The sequence below is a fragment of the Azospirillum sp. B510 genome (genome assembly GCF_000010725.1).
In the GTDB taxonomy this organism is placed as follows: Bacteria; Pseudomonadota; Alphaproteobacteria; order Azospirillales; family Azospirillaceae; genus Azospirillum; species Azospirillum lipoferum_B.
On sequence record NC_013854.1, the window covers coordinates 3,045,506 to 3,065,592 of the forward strand.

Annotated in this window: 18 protein-coding genes and 1 tRNA gene; 6 read left to right on the forward strand and 13 right to left on the reverse strand. The window is 68.8% G+C overall.

The genetic code is table 11. From position 1 onward, the window contains the following. Positions 1–37 precede the first annotated feature (37 nt). Both AZL_RS14205 and AZL_RS14210 read right to left on the reverse strand, forming a co-directional pair. On the reverse strand, positions 38–1,504 hold the full coding sequence (locus AZL_RS14205) for an ATP-binding protein (protein WP_086935368.1): 1,467 nt from the start codon (positions 1,502–1,504) through the stop codon (positions 38–40). Beyond that, positions 1,501–2,262 carry a response regulator gene (locus AZL_RS14210; RefSeq protein ID WP_012975219.1) on the reverse strand — a complete coding sequence of 254 codons (762 nt, stop codon included), beginning with the start codon at positions 2,260–2,262 and terminating at the stop codon, positions 1,501–1,503. The genes AZL_RS14205 and AZL_RS14210 overlap by 4 nt, the downstream gene beginning before the upstream one ends. A gap of 241 nt (positions 2,263–2,503) precedes the next feature. Here AZL_RS14210 and AZL_RS14215 point away from each other — a divergent pair, with 241 nt between their 5' ends. From AZL_RS14215 to AZL_RS14230, 5 genes are all read left to right on the forward strand, one after another. Continuing rightward, positions 2,504–3,085, forward strand: a complete 582-nt coding sequence (locus tag AZL_RS14215) for a Spy/CpxP family protein refolding chaperone (protein WP_012975220.1) — start codon at positions 2,504–2,506, stop codon at positions 3,083–3,085. Between the two features lie 150 nt (positions 3,086–3,235). After that, the gene (locus AZL_RS37415) at positions 3,236–3,370 is read left to right on the forward strand and encodes a hypothetical protein (RefSeq protein WP_256373224.1); all 135 of its coding nucleotides are present in this window, start codon (positions 3,236–3,238) and stop codon (positions 3,368–3,370) included. Positions 3,371–3,506: 136 nt separating this feature from the next. Beyond that, a complete protein-coding gene (locus AZL_RS14220; protein ID WP_012975221.1) occupies positions 3,507–6,047 on the forward strand; it encodes a helicase-related protein in 2,541 nt (846 codons plus the stop codon). A 56-nt stretch (positions 6,048–6,103) separates the two neighbouring features. Further along, on the forward strand, positions 6,104–6,529 hold the full coding sequence (locus AZL_RS14225; protein WP_012975222.1) for an RNA-binding S4 domain-containing protein: 426 nt from the start codon (positions 6,104–6,106) through the stop codon (positions 6,527–6,529). A gap of 114 nt (positions 6,530–6,643) precedes the next feature. Beyond that, positions 6,644–7,720, forward strand: a complete 1,077-nt coding sequence (locus AZL_RS14230) for a Tim44 domain-containing protein (protein WP_042443875.1) — start codon at positions 6,644–6,646, stop codon at positions 7,718–7,720. A gap of 84 nt (positions 7,721–7,804) precedes the next feature. Here AZL_RS14230 and AZL_RS14235 read toward each other — a convergent pair whose 3' ends face one another. The 10 genes from AZL_RS14235 to AZL_RS14280 form a co-directional block, all read right to left on the reverse strand. Beyond that, positions 7,805–8,857, reverse strand: coding sequence for an ABC transporter ATP-binding protein (locus AZL_RS14235; protein WP_012975224.1), 1,053 nt, complete (start codon positions 8,855–8,857; stop codon positions 7,805–7,807). 19 nt (positions 8,858–8,876) lie between these two features. Beyond that, a complete protein-coding gene (locus AZL_RS14240) occupies positions 8,877–10,076 on the reverse strand; it encodes an extracellular solute-binding protein (protein WP_012975225.1) in 1,200 nt (399 codons plus the stop codon). 245 nt (positions 10,077–10,321) lie between these two features. Continuing rightward, the gene (gene dnaA / locus AZL_RS14245) at positions 10,322–11,839 is read right to left on the reverse strand and encodes a chromosomal replication initiator protein DnaA (protein ID WP_012975226.1); all 1,518 of its coding nucleotides are present in this window, start codon (positions 11,837–11,839) and stop codon (positions 10,322–10,324) included. Between the two features lie 529 nt (positions 11,840–12,368). After that, positions 12,369–12,629, reverse strand: coding sequence for a 30S ribosomal protein S20 (gene rpsT / locus AZL_RS14250; protein ID WP_012975227.1), 261 nt, complete (start codon positions 12,627–12,629; stop codon positions 12,369–12,371). Positions 12,630–12,824: 195 nt separating this feature from the next. Continuing rightward, positions 12,825–13,601, reverse strand: coding sequence for an enoyl-CoA hydratase (locus AZL_RS14255; RefSeq protein ID WP_012975228.1), 777 nt, complete (start codon positions 13,599–13,601; stop codon positions 12,825–12,827). A 120-nt stretch (positions 13,602–13,721) separates the two neighbouring features. Further along, positions 13,722–14,165 (reverse strand): hypothetical protein, encoded by a 444-nt coding sequence (locus tag AZL_RS14260; protein WP_012975229.1) that lies wholly within the window; start codon positions 14,163–14,165, stop codon positions 13,722–13,724. A gap of 13 nt (positions 14,166–14,178) precedes the next feature. Then, positions 14,179–15,021 carry a bifunctional DNA-formamidopyrimidine glycosylase/DNA-(apurinic or apyrimidinic site) lyase gene (gene mutM, locus AZL_RS14265; protein ID WP_012975230.1) on the reverse strand — a complete coding sequence of 281 codons (843 nt, stop codon included), beginning with the start codon at positions 15,019–15,021 and terminating at the stop codon, positions 14,179–14,181. A gap of 30 nt (positions 15,022–15,051) precedes the next feature. Beyond that, positions 15,052–16,002: a prolyl aminopeptidase gene (gene pip / locus AZL_RS14270; RefSeq protein WP_042443882.1), complete on the reverse strand. Its 951-nt coding sequence runs from the start codon at positions 16,000–16,002 to the stop codon at positions 15,052–15,054. Between the two features lie 124 nt (positions 16,003–16,126). Beyond that, complete coding sequence (locus AZL_RS14275) at positions 16,127–16,912, reverse strand: siderophore-interacting protein (RefSeq protein WP_012975232.1); 786 nt, start codon at positions 16,910–16,912, stop codon at positions 16,127–16,129. Between the two features lie 24 nt (positions 16,913–16,936). Further along, positions 16,937–18,316, reverse strand: a complete 1,380-nt coding sequence (locus AZL_RS14280) for an MFS transporter (protein WP_158305980.1) — start codon at positions 18,314–18,316, stop codon at positions 16,937–16,939. Positions 18,317–18,561: 245 nt separating this feature from the next. Between AZL_RS14280 and AZL_RS14285 the strand changes: the two genes are divergently transcribed. Beyond that, positions 18,562–19,521, forward strand: coding sequence for a LysR family transcriptional regulator (locus AZL_RS14285; RefSeq protein WP_012975234.1), 960 nt, complete (start codon positions 18,562–18,564; stop codon positions 19,519–19,521). Between the two features lie 118 nt (positions 19,522–19,639). Here the strand turns inward: AZL_RS14285 and AZL_RS14290 are convergent. Beyond that, a tRNA-Arg gene (locus AZL_RS14290) sits at positions 19,640–19,716 on the reverse strand. Positions 19,717–20,087 lie beyond the last annotated feature (371 nt).

Sequence of the window (20,087 nt, forward strand, 5' to 3'; positions counted from 1 at the left end):
CACCCGGGGAAAGGGGATCGGACGCGGGAGAAGGGGGCTAAAGAGGCAGCGTCACCGTGGCGCGCAGCCCGCCGCCGGCGCGGTTCGCCAGGGTCACGTCGCCGCCATGGCCGCGGATGATGCTGCGGGCGGTGGACAGCCCCAGCCCGACGCCGCCGGTGTCGCGGGAACGCGAGCGCTCCAGCCGGTAGAAGGGGGCGAAGACCTTCTCGAACTCCGCCTCGGGAATGCCGGGGCCGTCATCGTCGATGTGGATCAGGGCGTGACGGTTCTGGCCGATGGCGTCGGCCTCGCGATCCAGCCGGACGGTGAAGCCGCCGCCATATTTGATGGCGTTGTCCATCAGGTTGGCCAGCGCCCGGCGCAGCGCCACCGGCCGGCCTTCCGCCACCGCGTGGGGGGGACCGGCGTAGAGGGCGTGGTGCCCGGCATCGACGCGGTCGTCGCACAGGCTCTGCAACAGGTCGGCAAGGTCGAAGCGGCCGCGCGGCTCGCGCTGGGCGTCGTCGCGGGCGAAGGCCAGCGTGGCGGAGATCATCGCCTCCATCTCGTCCAGGTCGGCCAGCATCCGCCGCTGCATCTCCGGATCCTCGACCAGCTCGGCGCGCAGCCGCAGCCGGGTGATCGGCGTGCGCAGGTCGTGGCTGATCGCCGCCAGCATCTGGGTGCGGTCGGCGACGAAGCGGGCGAGCCGCGCCTGCATCCGGTTGAAGGCGTGGATGGCGGCGCGCAGCTCGCGCGGGCCCTCCTCCGCCAGCGGATCGGCCTGCCCGGCGACGCTGAGCCGTTCGGCGGCGGCGGCGAAGCTGGCCAGCGGACCGGCGGCGCGGCGGGCGGCCAGCAGCGACACCAGCAGGATCACCGCGACGATCGCCCCCATCCACAGCAGGAAGCGGACGATGCGGAACGGGCCGGGCAGCGGATCGCCGCCGGTGAAGCTGAGCCAGGAGCCGTCGCCAAGCCGCACCGACAGCCGGACATGCGGTCCCCAGCGCCGCGGCTCGTCGCCACCCAGGAAGGGCGGCGGCGGCCGGTCGTCGATCCCGCCATCGGGGGGAAGCTGCACCTCCACCAGGATGTTGCGGTCGGCGGTGTTCAACTGGTCGCGCAGCCGCCGCTTCAACCCCTCGAACCGGCCGGCGGAAAAGGCGGGGCCCAGCGGCGGCGGGCGGTCGGGATGCCATTCGACGCGCAGCACCGGATCGTCGATGGCGCGCACCACCCGCTCGCGGTCGGACGCCGGCGTGCTTTCCACCAGCTGGACGATGGCGGTGACGCGCTGGATCAGAACGTTGGGGCCATGGATCGGCGGCCCCTCGCTGCGGTCGGTCAGATAGACCAGCGCGCTGACCGCCTGGGTCAGCAGCAGCGCCAGCACCACCGTCAGGGCGATGCGCGAGGCGAGGCTGTCGGGCACGCGCAGGCGCGGCCGGCGGAACAGGCGGCGGCGGGCGCGCCTGGATCGGAGCGTTTCCGGTTGGGAGGCTTCAGGTTGGGAGGTCATGGCGCCAGCCCGCCGCCGGACAGGGAGGAGGGGCCGGCGACCGACGGGGTGAAGAGATAGCCGCCGCCGCGCACCGTCTTGATCAGCGTCGGGTCGGCCGGATCGGGTTCGATCTTGCGGCGCAGCCGGCTGACCTGCACGTCGATGGAGCGGTCGAAGGGCACCGCCGAACGGCCGCGCGCCAGATCGAGCAGCTGGTCGCGGGTCAGCACGCGCTGCGGATGCTCGGCGAAGGCGACCAGCAGGTCGTACTCCCCCGCCGACAGCTGGACCAGCACGCCGTCGGGCGAGCGCAGCTCCCGCTTGGTGAGGTCGAGCGACCAGCCTTCGAAGCGCAGCACCGTGCCGGCCGCCGTCGGGCCCCCCGCCACCAGCGGGGCGGCGACGCGTCGCAGCACCGCCTTGATGCGGGCCAGCAGCTCGCGCGGGCTGAAGGGCTTCGCCAGATAATCGTCGGCGCCCATCTCCAGCCCGACGATGCGGTCGGTCTCCTCCCCCATGGCGGTCAGCATGATGACCGGGGTCTGCGCGGTCTGCAGCGTGGCGCGCAGCCGGCGGCAGAGCGACAGCCCGTCCTCCCCCGGCAGCATCAGGTCGAGCACGATCAGGTCGACGCGGGCGCCGTCGAGCGTGCGCATCATCTCCGCCCCGTCCCGCACGCCGGTGACCCGGTAACCGTGCTTGGTCAGGAACTGGGCGACGAGGGAGCGGATTTCGCGGTCGTCGTCGACGACGAGGAGGTGGGGCGTGCGGTCCATGGCGCCATGATCGGGCGAGGCGCGCCGGGGGTGAAGGGGAAATGTGTAACGCCGGGTTACGGCGGGCCCGGCGGTTACACTCTGTTACCAAATGACCGGTTCGCGGACATCCGACCGCAACGTTCGGCGCCCATCGTCTGGTCATCGGGACGGCGGTGGCGATCCGGCCGGCACCGTCCCAACGGAATAAGCCCCCTCCATCCGGGGTTTAGAGAGCAGCAAACACCGAGGAGTCGACACCATGAAACGCGCCCTTCTGACGTCCGCCCTGCTGGTCGCCGGTCTCGGCGTGGCCGTTCCGGTCTTCGCCCAGGGTGGTCCGGCTGGTGGTCCGGCCGGTGGCCCGCCGCCCGGCGGACCCGACCGCCACTTCGCCCGCATGTGCGAGGACCAGGAGGCCCGTCTGGCCGGCAGGCTGGCCTATGCCGAGAAGAAGCTGAAGATCACCGACCAGCAGCGCGCCGCCTGGACCAAGTTCGCCGACGCCGCCCGCGCCAGCCTGAAGCCGACGCAGGACCTGTGCGTGACGTTCAAGGATGTTCCGCCGCCGCCGGCCCTGCCGCAGCGCCTGGAGCGCGCCGAGCAGATGATGCAGGCCCACCTGCAACAGCTCCAGACCGTCCGCCCGGCCCTGACCGAGCTGTACGCCCAGCTGACGCCCGAGCAGCAGAGGCAGGCCGACCATATGCTGAACCAGGGTCCGGGTGGAATGGGCGACCATAGGGGTCCGCACCATGACGGCCCCGGTCATCCCGGCATGGGGCCCGGCATGGGGCCCGGCATGGGCCCCGGAAAAGGTCCGCAGGAACCGCCCAAGGGCTGACGTATCAGAGTAACAGACAGGTTCCCGGCGGCACCTCCCAAGCCCCCCCAAGGCCGCCGAGGGACCAAGGGCCGCCGAATCCCCATTCGGCGGCCCTTGTCGTCTCCCTCGCCGTCACCCTCATCGTCTCGACAATCGGGATGTCTTCCCATGAGCGCGCTCGATCTCTCCCCGCTGATCTTCAGCCTGTCGATCATCCGGCGGGATTACATGATGATTTTCGGCATCGCCCGCAGCGGCCTCCGCTCGATCCGCCGACGCCGCGCACCGTCCCGCCAATCGTGACCCGCCAATCGTGACCCGATGGCCCTGACCCGAAGGCCCTGACCAGCCCTTCCCGACCGCGCAGCCGGGCACATTCGCCTCACAGGGCCAAGCCGCCGCTTGCATTGCGGGCTCCCGCACCCCAAAGCTTACCCCCATGACGTCCTCTCACGCTTCGGCGGGCGGCGGTCTCGGGCGGGGGGGCCGTGTGGTCGCCGTGCTCGGGCCGACCAACACCGGCAAGACCTATCTGGCGATCGAGCGCATGCTCGGCCACCGGTCCGGCATGATCGGCTTCCCCCTGCGCCTGCTGGCGCGGGAGAATTACGACCGCATCGTCAGGATCAAGGGCAGGAACGCGGTCGCCCTGGTGACGGGGGAGGAGAAGATCCTGCCCCCCAACCCCTCCTACTGGGTCTGCACCGTCGAATCGATGCCGCTGGACCGCCCGGTCGATTTCCTGGCGGTGGACGAGATCCAGCTCTGCGCCGATCCCGAGCGCGGCCATATCTTCACCGACCGGCTGCTGAACGCCCGCGGCATGGTCGAGACGATGGTGCTGGGGTCCGATTCGATGCAGCCGATGATCCGCCGGCTGGTGCCGAAGGCGGAATTCGTCAGCCGGCCGCGCTTCTCCCAACTGACCTACGCCGGCCACAGAAAGCTGACGCGGCTGCCGCCGCGCTCGGCCGTCGTCGCCTTTTCCGCCACCGACGTCTATGCCATCGCCGAGCTGATCCGCCGCCAGCGCGGCGGCACCGCCGTGGTGCTGGGGGCGCTCAGCCCGCGCACGCGCAACGCCCAGGTCGGGCTCTACCAGGCGGGCGAGGTCGATTATCTGGTGGCGACCGACGCCATCGGCATGGGGCTGAACATGGATGTCGACCATGTCGCCTTCGCCCGCATCGTCAAGTTCGACGGCTTCGCCCCGCGCCGGCTCAGGCCCGCAGAGGTGGCGCAGATCGCCGGCCGCGCCGGCCGCCACATGCGCGACGGCACCTTCGGCACCACTGACGAGGTCGGGGAACTGGACGCCGATCTGGTCAGCCGCGTCGAGAACCACGAGTTCGAGACGGTCAAGGCGCTGTCCTGGCGCAACAGCGACCTGCGGTTCGACACGCCGGGCTTCCTGCTGAAGTCGCTGGAGGAACGTGCGCCGATCCCGGAACTGTCCCGCGTGCGCGAGGCCGACGACCATCTGGCCCTTCAGTCCCTGGTGCGCGATCCGGAGATCATGGACCTCGCCCGCGGCCGCGACGCCGTCCGGCTGCTGTGGGAGGTCTGCCAGGTCCCCGACTTCCGCAAGGTGCTGTCGGACGCCCATACCAAGCTGCTCGGCCAGATCTTCCGCAGCCTGCGCGCACCGCTGCGCCGGCTGGACGACGACTGGGTCGCCAAGCAGATCGCCCGGCTCGACCGGACGGAGGGCGACATCGACGCGCTGGTCGCCCGCATCGCCCATATCCGCACCTGGACCTACATCTCCAACCGGCCGAGCTGGCTGAAGGACCCGCTGCATTGGCAGGAGCGCACCCGGACCATCGAGGACCGGCTGTCCGACGCCCTGCACGAGCGGCTGACCCAGCGCTTCATCGACCGCCGCTCCGCCACCCTGGCCCGCACGCTGAAGGACGGACGGTCGCTGCTGGGCGGCGTGCGCGCCGACGGCGAGGTCGTGGTGGAAGGGCATGTGGTCGGGCGGCTGGAGGGATTCCGCTTCATCCCCGACGCGCCCGACCGCTCCGACGAGGCGAAATCGCTGCTGACCGCCGCCCGCCGCGCCCTGCGCGATGAACTGGCCAAACGGCTGCGCGCCTTCGAGGCGGAGCCGGACGAGGTTTTCGCGCTGGGGGCGGACGGGGTGCTGAGCGCCGGCTCCTTGCCGGTGGCGCGGCTGGCGGCCGGGCCGTCGGTGCTGACGCCGCTGGTGGTGCCCTTCGACGAGGGCATGCTGGATCAGGCCCAGCGCGAGCGGGTGCGGGCACGGCTGGAGCGCTGGCTGAAGGACCACATCGCCGCCCGGCTGAAACCGCTGTTCGCGCTGTCGGCGGCCGACGGGCTGTCGGGGGCCGGACGCGGGCTGGTCTTCCAGCTGGTGGAAGGGCTGGGGGTGCTGCCGCGGGCTCCCGTGGCGGACATGGTGGAACGGCTGGAGCGCGAGGACCGCAAGGCGCTGACCGGGCTGGGCGTCCGGCTGGGGGTGTCGCACCTCTATCTGTCGGCGCTGGCCAAGCCGGCGGCGGTGAGCCTGCGCGGGCTGCTGTGGGCGGTGTCCAAGGGCCATCCCCTGCCGGTGCCGGTCCCGCCGCCCGGCCGCGTGTCGGTCGAAGCGCCGCGAGCAAAGGAGGGGCCGGTCAAGGAGGGTGGTATTCCGCCGGCCTTCTGGGAAGCCATCGGCTATCCGCTGGCCGGCGGGCGGGCTCTGCGCGTCGACATGCTCGACCGGCTGGAGACGGAGCTGCTGACCGCCTCCAAGGCGAACGCGCCGATCCGCGAGGTGGCGCTCGGCCAGCGCGTCGGCCTGTCGGCGGAGGAGCTGGGCGTGGTGCTGACCGGGCTCGGCTATCTGCGGATGGTGGCCGAGGATGGCGCGGTGACCTGGAAGCGCAAGCGTCCGCAGGGGAACCGGCAGCGGCGCGAGAAGCCGACGAACGCGGACCACCCGTTCGCCAAGCTGCGGCAGCTGTCGGGGATGTGAGGGGGGGCATGACGGCTCCCACAAATCATGAACGAGACCAAGCGACGGAAACGCCCATGACCAACACCGACACCGAAGACTCCCCCCCCGGCCGGCTGCGGATCGACAAGTGGCTGTGGTATGCCCGCTTCTTCAAGACCCGCAGCCTCGCCGCCAAGCTGTGCAACGACGGGGGCGTGCGGCTGTCGGGGGCGGTGTTGACCAAGGCGCATGCGGCGGTGAAGCCGGGCGACGTGCTGACCTTCGCCCAAGGGCGGCACATTCGCGTCATCAAGGTGGTGGCGCTCGGCAGCCGGCGCGGTCCGGCGCCGGAGGCCCAGGCGCTGTACGAGGATCTCGCCCCGCCGGTGCCCGAGGAGCGCTTGCAGGACCCCTACCGCTCACCGGTCCAGCCGCCCGGCGCCGGGCGTCCGACCAAGCGCGACCGCCGGGCGATCGACGCGCTGCGCGGAGACGGCCTGATGCAAAGTGAGACCGAATAGACGGCAGCGCTGATTGTTGCTCGAAAAAAGTGAGACCGCCCCTTAAACCGGGCGGCCACCACCCCCATCTGGCAAGGCTGGACAACCGACCAGATGCGACAAGCGAGCATGATCATGAGCGAGAAGACCCGACCTTCGAGCCTTTCCGCCCCCTCCTCCACCACGATGCGCGGCGCCCGCGCGGCCACCGCGGTCGCCGTGGCGCTGGTGATGGCGCTGGCCGCCGGCACCGCCGACGCCCGCGCCGGCAAGAGCAGCTCCTCCGGCAGCCGCGGCAGCCGCACGACCGAGGCGCCGGCCGCCACCAGCACCGCCCCCAACACCGTATCGCCGATGGAGCGCTCGACCGCCCCGGCGGCGTCGCCCGGCATGCAGCGCCCCGGCACCACGACCACCGCCCCGGCGGCGGCTCCCTCGCGCGGCTTCTTCGGCGGCGGCTTCATGTCGGGCCTGATGGGCGGCCTGATCGGCGCCGGCATCGGCGCGATGCTGTTCGGCGGCGGCTTCTTCGAGGGGCTGGGCAGCTTCGCCGGCATCCTGGGCTTCCTCCTTCAGATCATCCTGGTCGTCTTCCTGGTCCGGCTGGCCATGCGCTTCTTCCGCAACCGCTCGCAGACGGCGAACACCGCGGCGTCCGGCAGCGGTCCGCTGGGTGGGAACCAGCCGGCCTATGCCGGTGGCCCGCTGAACCGCGACGCGGCCGACGTCGGTTACAACCCGATGGGCAACCACGGCATGGGCGGCGGCAACGCCGGCCCGGCCCCGCGCCGTCAGGCCGCCGACGAGATCGGCATCCAGCCGGCCGACTTCGAGTCGTTCGAGCGCCTGCTCACCACCATCCAGACCGCCTATGGCCGTGAGGATGTGGAAGCGTTGCGCGGCGTGACGACGGCGGAGATGTTCTCCTACTTCTCCGACGATCTGGCCGGGAACCGCAACCGCGGCTTGGTCAACAAGGTCAGCGACGTCCGGCTGTTGCAGGGCGATCTGGCCGAGGGCTGGCGCGAGGGACCGCAGGAGTACGCCACCGTCGCCATGCGCTTCTCGCTGATCGACGTCACGGTCGAGCGCGCCAGCGGCCGGGTGGTCGAGGGCAACGCCTCGCAGCCGACCGAGGCCACCGAGCTGTGGACCTTCGTCCGCCAGCACGGCGGCCAGTGGCGGCTTTCGGCGATCCAGCAGACGCACTGAGGCTTCCGGCTTCTGAAATGCGAAACGCCCCGGCCGGTTGGCCGGGGCGTTTTCGTTTGCGCATCAGTGGGAAAGGAAGATGTCTCACCCCATCGGCAAAACCACCGCGTCCGCCGCCCGGAAGCCCAGCCGCACGGTTTCGCCGGCGACGAAGGCCGGCTCCTGGCCGAGATGCGGCATCTGCACCGTCAGCCCGCCATCGAGAAAGGCGTTGATGAAGGCGCCCTCGAAGTCGCTGTGGCTGACGCGGGCGGTCACGCAGTTGTCGCCCTCGCCCGGCGCCAGACGCTCGGGCCGGACATAGAGGGTGGCACGGTCCCCCGCCGCCAGCCCGCGCGGGTTGCGCCCGCGCAGAGGCCCGAAGCTGGTGTCGAGCAGCGCCCAACCGTCCGCCGCCTGGGTGACCGCGCCGGCGAAGCGGTTGGTCTCCCCGACGAAGGAGGCGACGAAGGCGGTTTCCGGCTGGTCATAGATGGTCTTGCCGTCGCCCACCTGCTCCAGCACGCCGCGCGACATCACGCCGATGCGGTCGGACATGGTCAGGGCCTCGCCCTGGTCATGGGTGATGTAGATGAAGGTAACGCCGGTGCGCTTCTGCAACTCGCGCAGTTCGGCCCGCATGTGCTGGCGCAGCTTCAGGTCCAGCGCCGACAGCGGTTCGTCCAGCAGCAGCACCGCCGGTTCCACCGCCAGGGCGCGGGCGATGGCGATGCGCTGGCGCTGGCCGCCGGACAGGTCGGTCACCCGCTTCTCCGCCGTGTCGGGCAGCGCCACCAGTTCCAGCAGCTCGCGCACGCGGCGTTTGCGGTCGGCCGCCGCCACGCCGCGCACCTCCAGCCCGAAGCCGATATTGTCCGCCACCGTCATCAGCGGAAACAGGGCGAGGTTCTGGAAGATCAGCGCGGTCGGCCGCTTGTTCGGTCCGATCCCGCGCATGTCGCGGCCGCCGATGCGGACGGCGCCCTCCGTCGGCTCCATGAAGCCGGAGATCATGCGCAGGATGGTGGTCTTGCCGCAGCCCGACGGGCCGAGAAAGCTGAAGAACTCCCCGGCCCTGATGGTCAGCGACACGTCGCGGACGGCGACGCTGTCGCCGAACCGCATTGTGACGTGGTCGAGTTGGACGTCTTGGCTCATGGATCCTGCTATAGGCCGGTCACGCCGCCAGGAAACGGTCCTGGTACTCGTTGCGGATGGAGACGTACCACGCCTCCTGGATCGGCCACCACCACAGCTTCTGCAACGCGTCGCCCGGATAGGCGTCGGCGAAGAACTGCTTGTTCAGGTCGCTCAGATGCGCCTCGGCGCCGACCGCCGTGCTGGAGATGCCGGAATGGTTGGTGTAGAGCGCGCCGGCCTGCGGCGTGTAGAACCAGTTGATCCAGGCATAGGCGTTTTCCAGATTCTCCGCCTTCTTCGGGATGGCGAAGCCTTCCATCCAAGCCAGAGCCCCCTCCTTCGGCGCGATGAAGCGGACCGGCAGCCCTTCCTTGCGCAGCGCCACCGCGGTGGAGTCCCAGGTCTGGCCGATGACGCAGCCGTTGGTGCGGAAGGCGCCCTGGGCCTCATTCTCGTTGGTCCAGAACTGGGCGACCGACTTCTTGTTGGCGACGGCCACCTTCAGGATGGCGTCGAAGTTGGCGCGCGCCTTCGCCTCGTCCTTGAACTGGTCGCGGACCGGGTGCGGCAGCTTGCCCTGGCTTTCCAGCCACAGCGCGATGCCGATCAGCGAGGAATGGCCGCGCAGCGTCACCTTGCCGGCGTTGGCCGGCGCCCACAGGTCGCCGTAGCTGGCGGTGCCGTAGGCCAGCGGGGCCTTCTTCATGTCATAGGCCAGCGCCTCCGTCCCCCAGTCGGCCGGGGCGAAATAGCGCTTGCCGCCGACGACGCCGCCCATCCCGGCCGAGCCCTCGACCGACGACTTCAGGCAGCCGTCCCACTTCACCTTCGATTCGTCGATCGGCTGCACCAGCTCGAACTCGACATAGTTCGGCACGCGGTCGACGGTGGGATGGATGATGTCGAAGCCGGCGCCGCCGGTGGCCTTCAACTGGTTCAGCAACTCGTCGTTGGTGCCGTATTCGGTCAGGGTCGCCTTGACGCCGGTCTTCTTCTCGAAGTCGGCCAGCATGTCCGGGCTGATGTAGCCGGCCCAGGAGAAGATCTTCACCGTGCCCGACGCGGCGCGGCCTTCGCGCAGGACGAAGGGACCGACCGAGGCGACACCGGCGGCGGCGGCGGCGCTCCGCAGCAGCAGGCGGCGGCTGAAGCTCTTGGCGGCGCGCTGGGTCTCGGCGCTGGAGCGCTGCGATTCGGTCTGGACGCGATCGGTCTGGGCGGTGTCGATCTTGGACATGACGTCCGGTCTCCCTGGCTCTTGGATGGCGTTTAGACGGGTGGCATTCCGCGCGGCCTCCGGATGGCCACGCTCAGGGCGCGAAGTGTGCCTGAGATGAAAGTGCTCCGTCCATGGCGATGGATGCCAGCCCGCCAAACTTCATAGAGCCGTCACATCGCGAAAAGAGTGCGGCACGAAAAAGGGCGCCAGCGCGGCGCCCCTCCGACCGATGCCGGGAATGCTGCGGAGGCGATGCCCGGCGGTCAGCTTTCCAGCATGCGCCGCAGCAGCTCGACATCCTCGGCGAAGGACGGATCGGTCGTCCGCAGCTCCTCCACCTTCTTCACCGCATGCATGACCGTGGTATGGTCGCGGCCGCCGAACTTGCGGCCGATCTCCGGCAGGGAGCGGGCGGTCAACTGCTTGGCCAGATACATGGCGATCTGGCGCGGACGGGCCACGGCGCGGGCGCGGCGGGCGGAATGCATGTCGGCGACGCGGATGTTGTAATGCTCGGCCACCCGCTTCTGGATCTCGTCGATGGTGACGCGGCGGTCGTTGGCACGCAGCAGGTCATGCAGGACCTCCTGCGTCGTCTCCAGCGAGATCGACCGGCCGACCAGCTCGGCATGGGCGACGATGCGGTTCAGCGCCCCTTCCAGCTCGCGCACGTTCGAGGTGATCTTGTGGGCGAGGAACTCCAGCACCTTCAGCGGGATGGTCGCCTGGAGCGCGTCGGCCTTGGCCTGGAGGATGCCGAGCCGCAGCTCGTAGGTGGTGGGGTGGATGTCGGCGACCAGCCCCCAGCCCAGGCGCGAGCGCAGCCGCTCCTCCATCCCCTCCAGGTCGGACGGACTCTTGTCGGCGGAGATGATGACCTGGCGGTTCTGGTCGACCAGCGCGTTGAAGGTGTGGAAGAACTCCTCCTGGGTGCTGTCCTTGCCGCTGATGAACTGCACATCGTCGATCATCAGCACGTCGACCGAGCGGAACTGCTGCTTGAAGGCCATCGTGTCCTTGAAGCGCAGCGCCCGGATGAACTGGTACATGAACTTCTCGGCCGACAGGTACAGCACCTTGCGGTTCGGGTCGTTCTTGCGGATCTGCCAGGCCAGGGCGTGCATCAGGTGGGTCTTGCCCAAGCCCACCCCGCCATAGAGGAACAGCGGGTTGAAGGTGACGGCGGTGGCGTCGGCGACGCGGCGGGCGGCGGCATGGGCCAGCTCGTTCGGCTTGCCGACGACGAAATTCTCGAAGGTGAAGCGCGGGTCGAGGGCGGCCGACAGGTCGGAGCGGTCCTCCAGGATCGCCGGAACCGCGGTCGGCGATTCGTCCGACGCCCCGCCATAGGAGGCCGAGGTGTAGACGGTCGACGGCGCCGGTTCGCCGGAGAGCCCGGCATCGGACGGGCGCGGAGGGAGGGACGCGGCCTGACGGGGGGCCGGACGCGACTCGGCGGCCCGCGGCGGCGGGCGGTCGTCGTCGCTGTCGTCATTGTCGGCAACCAGCGCCGCCGGCGGGTTGGTGGAGGCGACGATGACGTCGATCGACTGGACTTCCGGATTTTCGCCGGACCACAGCGCGCGGATGCGGTCGGCATAGTGGGTCAGCACCCAGTCGCGCATGAAGCGGGTGGGCACGACGATGCACACCTCGCCGCCGACCAGGCTGGCGACGGACAGCGGCTGAAGCCAGCTCCGGAAGGCGATCTCGCCCACCTCTTCCTTCAGGCGTCCGCGAATGCGCGCCCACTGCTGATCCAACGACACGCCGACCGACATGCTCCCCTACCCCCGCTCCTTCCGCCGGCCAGCCCCCGAGAACCGGAACAGCCACCCGTCTCCCCCGTCCGGAAGTCTCCGGGCAAGGATACTCCCGAACGGAACACTATACCCAAAAAGCACGCACGAGAGTCGACGGGACTGTAAATCCCGCCCCAAGCGCGACAGCTTGTAAGTAAAAGAAGATCGTGCGGTCGACCGGGACTCAACAAGCCCTGATCCGGCGTAAGACCTTCAGTATTTCACTGCTGTGCTCAGACGGACACAGAGTGTTGTATCAACCCAATTCGCCCGACCGAATGGAGGAAAAGTCTAACGAGACCGCGGAAATCTGGCAATGGGACAGATGGCGAACGGCCCAAAAAGATAAAAACATGCGCATTGACCGCAAGACTCATCCGGAATCTCATATGCGGACCTAAGAGCAATCTAAGACAATTGTCGGACATTCATACATTTACTTTAAACGCAAAAAGCCGCGCCCCGAGTCACGGGCGCGGCTTTTTGAAAGCAGCGTATGAAAGCTCTATCAGAGAGCCTTGATCGCAGCCGACAGACGCGACAGCTTGCGCGACACGGTGTTCTTGTGCAGCACGCCCTTGGTCACGCCGCGCATCAGTTCCGGCTGAGCGGACTTGAAGGCCTCGGCGGCGGCGGACTTGTCGCCGCTCTCGATGGCGCCCTCGACCTTCTTGACGAAGGAACGGATGCGGCTGATGCGGGCACGGTTGACTTCCGTGCGACGCTCGGTCTGACGAATGCGCTTTTCAGCGGACTTATGATTGGCCATGGAAACCCTACTCCGAACGACACGGCTGTCGTGATGCGAGCGCGCCTTATACGCGGCAGCGAACCCTGAGTCAAGGCGTGGTCGCCCGATGATTTCGACTAATCGTGCGGAGACGATATCTTGATGGGATCTGGTCCGTCCCCCGCAAGATGCGGGAGACGGACCAGAGGGCAGAGTCAATGCGCAGGCGGCGACTCAGCGATTCTTCCAGCCGGGCTGACGCTTCTCGGAGAAGGCGGCCATGCCTTCCTTCTGGTCTTCGGTGGCGAAGGTCGAATGGAACAGACGGCGCTCGAAGCGGATGCCCTCGGCCAGGGTCGATTCATAGGCGACGTTGACCGCCTCCTTGGCCATGGCGACGATCGGCTGGGACAGCGAGGCGATCTTGGTGGCGACCTTCACCGCCTCCTCCACCAGCTCGGCCGCCGGGACAACGCGGGAGACGAGGCCGCAGCGCTCGGCCTCGGCGGCGTCGATCATGCGGCCGGTCAGCACCATCTCCATCGCCTTGGACTTGCCGACGAGGCGGGTCAGGCGCTGGGTGCCGCCGGCGCCGGGAATGGTGCCGATGGTGACCTCGGGCTGGCCGAACTTGGCGGTGTCGGCGGCCAGGATGAAGTCGGCCATCATCGCCAGCTCGCAGCCGCCGCCCAGCGCGAAGCCGGCGACCGCGGCGATGGTCGGCTTGCGGCACTTGGCCAGCCGTTCCCACTTCGCGGAGATGAAGTTGGAATTGTAGACGTCCATATAAGAGAAGCCGGCCATCTCCTTGATGTCGGCGCCGGCGGCGAAGGCGCGCTCCGACCCGGTGACGACGATGGCGCCGATGGCGGCGTCGGCCTCGAAGGCGTCGAGCGCCTGGCCCAGCTCGGTCACCAGCTGGTCGCACAGCGCGTTCAGCGCCTTCGGACGGTTGAGCGTGATCAGCCCGACCGGGCCGCGCGTCTCGACGAGGATGGTTTCATAGGACATGGGTGCGGACATGGTTGCAGCACTCTCCCGATGGGGCGAGCCCGGTTGCTTCCGGGGCTCGTGGTTGTTGGGGGGATCCGGCCGTGGGAGCCCGCAAGAGTATGGCGGGAGTCCCCGCCGTCAGCGCGGCGTCAAAGTGAAGCGGACGGCAGTCGCCGTCTTCTGTTTGGCCGGTTGGGGGAATTCCAGCCGCAGCTCCTCGCCCTCGCGGACGAAGACGCGGTCGGCGGTGCGGCGCCAGCCCAACTGGGGCAGGGTCTGGTCGTAGAAGGCCAGCACCGCCTGGCGCGGCACGTCGCCCGACAGCACGGCCTGGACGATCCTCCCGCCCGGCTTGTCGAAGACCAGCGGTTCCGATTCGGCGGACGCCAGCCCCGGCATCACCGGCACGTCGGTGGTGCCGGGAACGAAGGGCCCGGAGTCGGCGACAACCAGTCGGCCCGCCGATTGGGCCGCCAGAGCCTGGGGAATGGGAAAAAGGAAGCTCCCCAGGCCCGCGACCGCGGGGCCGGCAAGGAGGAAAGCGGCGGACGCCGCCCGGAATATGGCCGGTAGAGCCGTCATGCCCCCAGCTATATCACCGTTGGCGCGCCGCACAAAAGAAAGTCGAGCGGCCCGACTGTACGATCCGCTGAACGCCCCCCGTCCGGGCACGGTCGCAGTCGCAATCGGGGCACCCCTCCCCCTCGCGGTCATAAACGGCGAACTGGTGCTGGAAATAGCCCAGCTCGCCCGACGCCTGCCGGTAGTCGCGGAGCGAGGAACCGCCGGCGGCGATCGCCCGCTCCAGCACCGCGCGCACGGCGGCGGCGAGCCGGTCGACCTCTTCGCCGGTCAGGCTGGCGGCGCCGCGGGTGGGCAGGATGCCGGATTGGAACAGCGCCTCCGACACATAGATGTTGCCGAGCCCGGCGACGATGCTCTGGTCGAGCAGGGCGGCCTTGATCGGGGTCATCTTGCCGGCCAGCCGGCGGGCCAGCTCGGGACCGGAGAACGCGTTGCCCAGCGGCTCCGGCCCCAGGTTGCGCAGCATCGGATGATCGGCCAGCGCGTCGGCCACCGTCAGGTCCATCAGGCCGAATCGGCGGGCGTCGTTGAAGGTGACGATGGTCCCGGCATCGGTCTCGAACACCACATGGTCGTGCTTGTCGAAGGCGGCGGGGCGTTCGGGCGCGATGATCATGCGGCCGGACATGCCGAGATGGACGATCAGCACGCCGCCGTCATCCAGATCCATCAGGATATATTTGGCCCGCCGCCGCAGCGCCTCGACGCGTCGGCCGGTCAGCCGCTCGCAGAAGCGCGGCGGGAAGGGGGTGCGCAGGTTCGGCCGCCGCTGCTCCACATGGACCAGCCGGCGGCCTTCGAGATGCGGGGCGAGGCCCCGGCACACCGTCTCGACTTCGGGAAGTTCAGGCATCTGCGGAGTGTGGGGCGGGAGTGAGGAGGATCACCGATACTCCTTGAACCGCTCCGTCGCCTGGATCAGCGCGGCGCGGATGCCCGGCTCCATGGCGGAATGGCCGGCGTCGGGGACGATGCGGTAGTCGGCCTCCGGCCAGGCGCGGTGCAGCGCGTCGGCGGAGATGACCGGACAGACGATGTCGTAGCGGCCCTGGACGATCACCGCCGGCAGATGGCGGATGCGGTGGACGTCGCGCAGGAGCCTGTCCTCCGGCGTGAAGCGGTTGGAGCGGAAATAATGCGCCTCGATCCGGGCCAGCCCCAGGGCGTGGCGGTCCTCGCCGCTGGCGGCGATCAGGTCGGGCGACGGCAGCAGGGAGGAGCAGCTGCCCTCATAGACGCTCCACACCCGCGCGGCGGCCATGCGCACCGCCGGATCGGGCGAGTCGAGCCGCCTCCAATAGGCTTCCAGCAGGTCGTGGCGCTCGTCCTCCGGGATATGGGCGGCGAAGGCGGCCCAGGCTTCCGGGAACAGGATGCGCATGGAATAGAGGAACCAGTCGATCTCGCTCTTCCGCATCAGGAAGATGCCGCGCAGGATCAGGCCCAGGCAGCGTTCCGGATGGGTCTGGGCATAGGCCAGCGCCAGCGTCGAGCCCCAGGAGCCGCCGAACAGGTGCCAGCGCTCGATGCCGAGGTGCCGGCGCAAGGCCTCGATGTCCTCGACCAGCCGTTCGGTGGTGTTCTCGCGCGTTTCGCCCAGCGGCGTGGAGCGCCCGGCCCCGCGCTGGTCCATCACGATGATGCGGTAATGGGCGGGATCGAAGAAGCGGCGGTGGGTCGGCGAGGCGCCGGCCCCCGGCCCGCCATGCAGGAACATCACCGGCACGCCGCGCGGGTTGCCCGCCTGCTCCCAATAGACCGTATGGATCCCGTCGACGGCGAGCGTGCCGGTCTGGAACGGGTCGATGGGCGGATAGAAGTCGCTGCGGGGCATGGCCATGCGTCCAGTGGTGCGGGCCATGAGTGTAGAGGACCCACCAGGGCTTGCGCCAGAGCCACGAGGTTTCTCATACGACAAAGGCCGCCCGGAGGCGGCCTTCGCATGCCGGTCGTCGGTATCACTGGTCTCCCTCGCCGTCGCGGAAGTCGGTCTCGCCCCTCTTCCAATAGCCGGACATGGTGAGGCGATGGCGTGGCATGGCGCGGTCTTGCTGAAAATGGCGCCGGACGGTTCGGACGATGGAGGCTTCCGCCGCGAACCAGACTCCGCAATTCCCCTCCGGCAGATCCGCCCCCGTCATCGCCCCGGCGAGATCGGCCGCGGCGCCGGTGTCCCGGCCGGCGCGGGGAAGCCTGCGGGGAAGCCAGGTGATCCCGACATCGGCCTTCGAGCGGATGGTCTGCGCATCGGCGTCTTCGGGAATTTCGACGAAGACAGTGGCGGAGAGGCCGGCCGGCAGGGATTCGAGGATCGCGCCGATGGCGGGAAGCGCGGTCTCGTCGCCGCCGATCAGCAGATGCGAGATCTCCGGATCGAGGCGGAAGCCGCTGCGCGGCCCGGCGATCTGCACCACGTCGCCGGGGACCGCCGTCCGTGCCCAGGACGAGCACGGGCCGTCGCCGTGGAGAACGAAATCGATGTCCATCTCGCACAGCTCCTCGCGGAACTGGCGGATGGTGTAGGCGCGCCCGCTCGGTTTGTCGCCTTGCGGCGTCGGCACGAAGAGCTTGACCCATTGCGCCGGGTGCCGGGCGGGAAAATCCATCAACGCCGTGGATGCGAAGGTGACGCGCCGCATGTGCGGAGTGACGGGAGCCGTCCTCAGCACCTCCGCCACCCGGAGTCTGCGGTCGGACGGGACCGGGCGCTCGGCGCCCGACGATGGTGGCTTGCGGTCCTGCATGTGCGTGCTCCCTGGACTGGAGGATCAGGCGTGGCGCCGGTGGCGGCGAAGGGTGGTGAGGGAGAGAAGCAAGGCCGCCGCCGCCATGGCCGCCGAGACGCGGAAGGCGAAGCGCATGCCGTCCGTCACCATGGCGGGAGTGGCGGTCGCGGTATCGCCGCCCACGGCATGGGCGAAGAGCGCGCCCATCAGCGAAGCGCCGGTGATGAGGCCGAGATTGCGGGCCAGCGCCAGCAGGCCGGAGACGAGACCACGCTGTTCGGGCCGCGCGTCGGCCATGACGGCGGTGTTGTTCGGCGTCTGGAAGAAGGCGAGACCGACGCTGATGAACAGGATCGCGACGATGTAGGCGGCAACCCCGCCGTCGGGCGACACCAAGGACATCACGAAGGCGCCGACGGTGAACAGGGCCAGCCCGACGACCATGGTGATCCTGGCGCCGATGCGGTCCGCGAGCGTGCCCGCCGGCACGCCCATGATCGCGGCGGCGAGCGGGCCGACGGTCATGACGAGGCCGACCATGCGGGTGTCGAGACCGAGCGCCTTCGACAGGAAGAACGGCCCGAGCACCAGGGTGGCCATCATCACCGCATAGACCAGCACGCTCATCACCATGCTCAGGGAAAGCAGGGCGTTGCGGAACATGGCGAGCTTCAGAAGCGGGGCCCGCGCCTTGACCTGCACGGCGAGGAACAGGACCAGGCCGGCCAAAGCGCCCAATCCGAGTTGCAGCACCAGCGGCGAGTCGAAGCCCCGCTTGCCGGAGAAGGTCATGGCGAGCGAATAGGCGCCGAGCGTGAGCGCCAGCAGGATCGTGCCGAGCCAATCGAAGCGCGCCGCCGGGACCGGATGTCTCGGCGCGTCGGCGGCGTTGGGCAGATAGCGGCTGACCAGCAGGAAGGCGAGCAGGCCGAAGGGCAGATTCACCCAGAATACCGCCTGCCAGCCGAAGGCGGCGAGCGCCAGCGAGCCGAGCGAGGGTCCGAGCGCGATGCCGAAGGAGACCATGGTCGAAAGCACGCCCATCGCGAAGCCGGTCCGCTCCTTTGGAAAGACCTCGCCGACGAAGGCGAAGGACAGCGCCATCACGATCGCGCCGCCCAGTCCCTGCCCGGCACGACCGGCGATGAGCAGCGGCAGGCTGCCGGACAGCGCGCAAAGCACCGAGGCCGCCATGAAGACGAGGAGCCCCCAGAGATAGAGCCGCTTCTTGCCAAGCTGGTCGCCGAAGCGGCCGACCCCGACGATGAGCGCGGTGACGACCAGCAGGTAGCTGACCACGACCCATTGGACGGAGCCGAAATCGGCGCCGAGATCCACGACCAGCGTCGGCAGGGCGACATTGATGATGTTGGTGCCAAGCTGCGAGAGCAGGATGGCGAGCGACAGGCCGGTCAGCACCATCCCGGAATGGACGGGACGATGACGGGAGTGTGACGCGGAGGCGGGCGCCGGGGATATCCCGTGCGCGCCCCCCTGCGGATGGGAGGGTGGGGATTGTGTCGTTTGAGGCATGTCGGGTCCGATCGAAGGCGTCCCTTGCGGGAGCGTTGAGGGTCCTCCTTCGATAGCTCCGGCCCTTTGCTGCATACAGTGCAATGCCTCTACTATATGATTGCACAACATGCACGGATGACAGGCTCCCTTCCATGCCCCGGACTCCCCCGGCCAGGCGTCATGCCCCGCCGCTCGACATGAATCTGCTGGTGACGCTCGACGCGCTGCTGTCGGAGGGCAGCGTGGTGGGCGCGGCGCAGCGGCTGAACCTGTCCGCGCCGGCCATGAGCCGCCAGCTCTCCCGCATCAGGCATCTCATCGGCGATCCCGTTCTCGTACGGGCGGGGCGGGGGCTGGTTCCAACGCCGCGCGCCGAAGCCTTGCGCGAACGGCTGCGGACCCTTGTCGCGGAAGCTGAAGCGCTGGTGCGCGGTGAGGATGCACTCGATCTCTCCCGTCTGGAGCGCACCTTCGTCATCCGCGCCAATGACGGCTTCGTCGCCACCTTCGGTGCGGCGCTCGCCTCCCATGCGGCGCGCGAGGCCCCGCGCATCCGGCTGCGCTTCGCCCATCAGGACAGGGAGGATGTCGAGGCGTTGCGCGAGGGTCGTGTCGATGTCGATGTCGGCGTCATCGGCATCATGGGGCCGGAGATTCGCTTACAGGCCTTGTTCCACGACCGGTTCGTCGGCGTGGTGCGCTCCGGCCATCCCTTGACGGACGCGGTGACGCCCGAGAGCTTCGCGTCCTTCCCGCATGTCTCGGTCTCGCGGCGCGGCCGCTTCGCGGGGCCGATCGACGAGGCGCTGTCGGCGCTGGGCCTCACCCGCTCCGTCACGATGGCTGTCGCCAATTTCGCCGATGCGCTGGCGATCGTCAGGATGTCCGACCATGTGGCGGCGGTGCCGGCCCATCTCACCAAGCCGGCGCGCCCCGATCTTCACAGTTTCGAGTTGCCGGTGAAGACCGATGCGGTCGCCATTTCTCTCGCCTGGCACCCCCGCTTCGACGCCGACCCGGCGCATCGCTGGCTGCGCGGCCTCATGCATGAGGCTTGCGCCGAAGAACGTCGCAAGCCGCAAACTCGTGATTTCAAGCAGCGGGATGGGTGATGGACGGCGCGCCCGCGCCCCGCAGCGGCAGCGAAGAGATGGCCGCGGGAAGCCCAAAACGACGAAAGGCGGCCAAAGGGCCGCCCACTCGTAAGTACCTGATCTTTTTTAGGAAAGATGGCGCGCCCGAAGAGATTCGAACTCCTGACCCTCAGATTCGTAGTCTGATGCTCTATCCAGCTGAGCTACGGGCGCCTTATCCATCTTCTGTCTCGGCGTCGGCGGCAGGCCGTCGGCGTCGAGGCGCGCAACATACTCAACGCCCCTCGGGTATGCAAGCGCTTTTATTGGAAAAATCGCGCCCATGATGCCTGCCGGTCTGATGGCCATTCACCCCCGTGCGTTGCCGGACCGGCAACGCCAACTTTCTGACATGTCAATTGCCGCACTGATTTCCGTGACATATCGTCGCAAGATTCAGGCTTTATAAGAGTTACCCCCGAGTATGATGCGGTCCCGACGGACCTTATCTTAATGAATGCGCGACGAACAATTGTAACCGGATTTTGTCACACAGAAAAACAATGAACAGCCATCCCGGTTGTTCGTTGCAAGGGATGGCCGGA

Bases quoted from the DNA above. Each gene is read 5' to 3' on its own strand.
- AZL_RS14205 (WP_086935368.1), bottom strand. From the start codon at position 1,504: ATGACCTCCCAACCTGAAGCCTCCCAACCGGAAACGCTCCGATCCAGG.
- AZL_RS14210 (WP_012975219.1), bottom strand. From the start codon at position 2,262: ATGGACCGCACGCCCCACCTCCTCGTCGTCGACGACGACCGCGAAATC.
- AZL_RS14215 (WP_012975220.1), top strand. From the start codon at position 2,504: ATGAAACGCGCCCTTCTGACGTCCGCCCTGCTGGTCGCCGGTCTCGGC.
- AZL_RS37415 (WP_256373224.1), top strand. From the start codon at position 3,236: ATGAGCGCGCTCGATCTCTCCCCGCTGATCTTCAGCCTGTCGATCATC.
- AZL_RS14220 (WP_012975221.1), top strand. From the start codon at position 3,507: ATGACGTCCTCTCACGCTTCGGCGGGCGGCGGTCTCGGGCGGGGGGGC.
- AZL_RS14225 (WP_012975222.1), top strand. From the start codon at position 6,104: ATGACCAACACCGACACCGAAGACTCCCCCCCCGGCCGGCTGCGGATC.
- AZL_RS14230 (WP_042443875.1), top strand. From the start codon at position 6,644: ATGAGCGAGAAGACCCGACCTTCGAGCCTTTCCGCCCCCTCCTCCACC.
- AZL_RS14235 (WP_012975224.1), bottom strand. From the start codon at position 8,857: ATGAGCCAAGACGTCCAACTCGACCACGTCACAATGCGGTTCGGCGAC.
- AZL_RS14240 (WP_012975225.1), bottom strand. From the start codon at position 10,076: ATGTCCAAGATCGACACCGCCCAGACCGATCGCGTCCAGACCGAATCG.
- dnaA (WP_012975226.1), bottom strand. From the start codon at position 11,839: ATGTCGGTCGGCGTGTCGTTGGATCAGCAGTGGGCGCGCATTCGCGGA.
- rpsT (WP_012975227.1), bottom strand. From the start codon at position 12,629: ATGGCCAATCATAAGTCCGCTGAAAAGCGCATTCGTCAGACCGAGCGT.
- AZL_RS14255 (WP_012975228.1), bottom strand. From the start codon at position 13,601: ATGTCCTATGAAACCATCCTCGTCGAGACGCGCGGCCCGGTCGGGCTG.
- AZL_RS14260 (WP_012975229.1), bottom strand. From the start codon at position 14,165: ATGACGGCTCTACCGGCCATATTCCGGGCGGCGTCCGCCGCTTTCCTC.
- mutM (WP_012975230.1), bottom strand. From the start codon at position 15,021: ATGCCTGAACTTCCCGAAGTCGAGACGGTGTGCCGGGGCCTCGCCCCG.
- pip (WP_042443882.1), bottom strand. From the start codon at position 16,002: ATGCCCCGCAGCGACTTCTATCCGCCCATCGACCCGTTCCAGACCGGC.
- AZL_RS14275 (WP_012975232.1), bottom strand. From the start codon at position 16,912: ATGCAGGACCGCAAGCCACCATCGTCGGGCGCCGAGCGCCCGGTCCCG.
- AZL_RS14280 (WP_158305980.1), bottom strand. From the start codon at position 18,316: ATGGTGCTGACCGGCCTGTCGCTCGCCATCCTGCTCTCGCAGCTTGGC.
- AZL_RS14285 (WP_012975234.1), top strand. From the start codon at position 18,562: ATGCCCCGGACTCCCCCGGCCAGGCGTCATGCCCCGCCGCTCGACATG.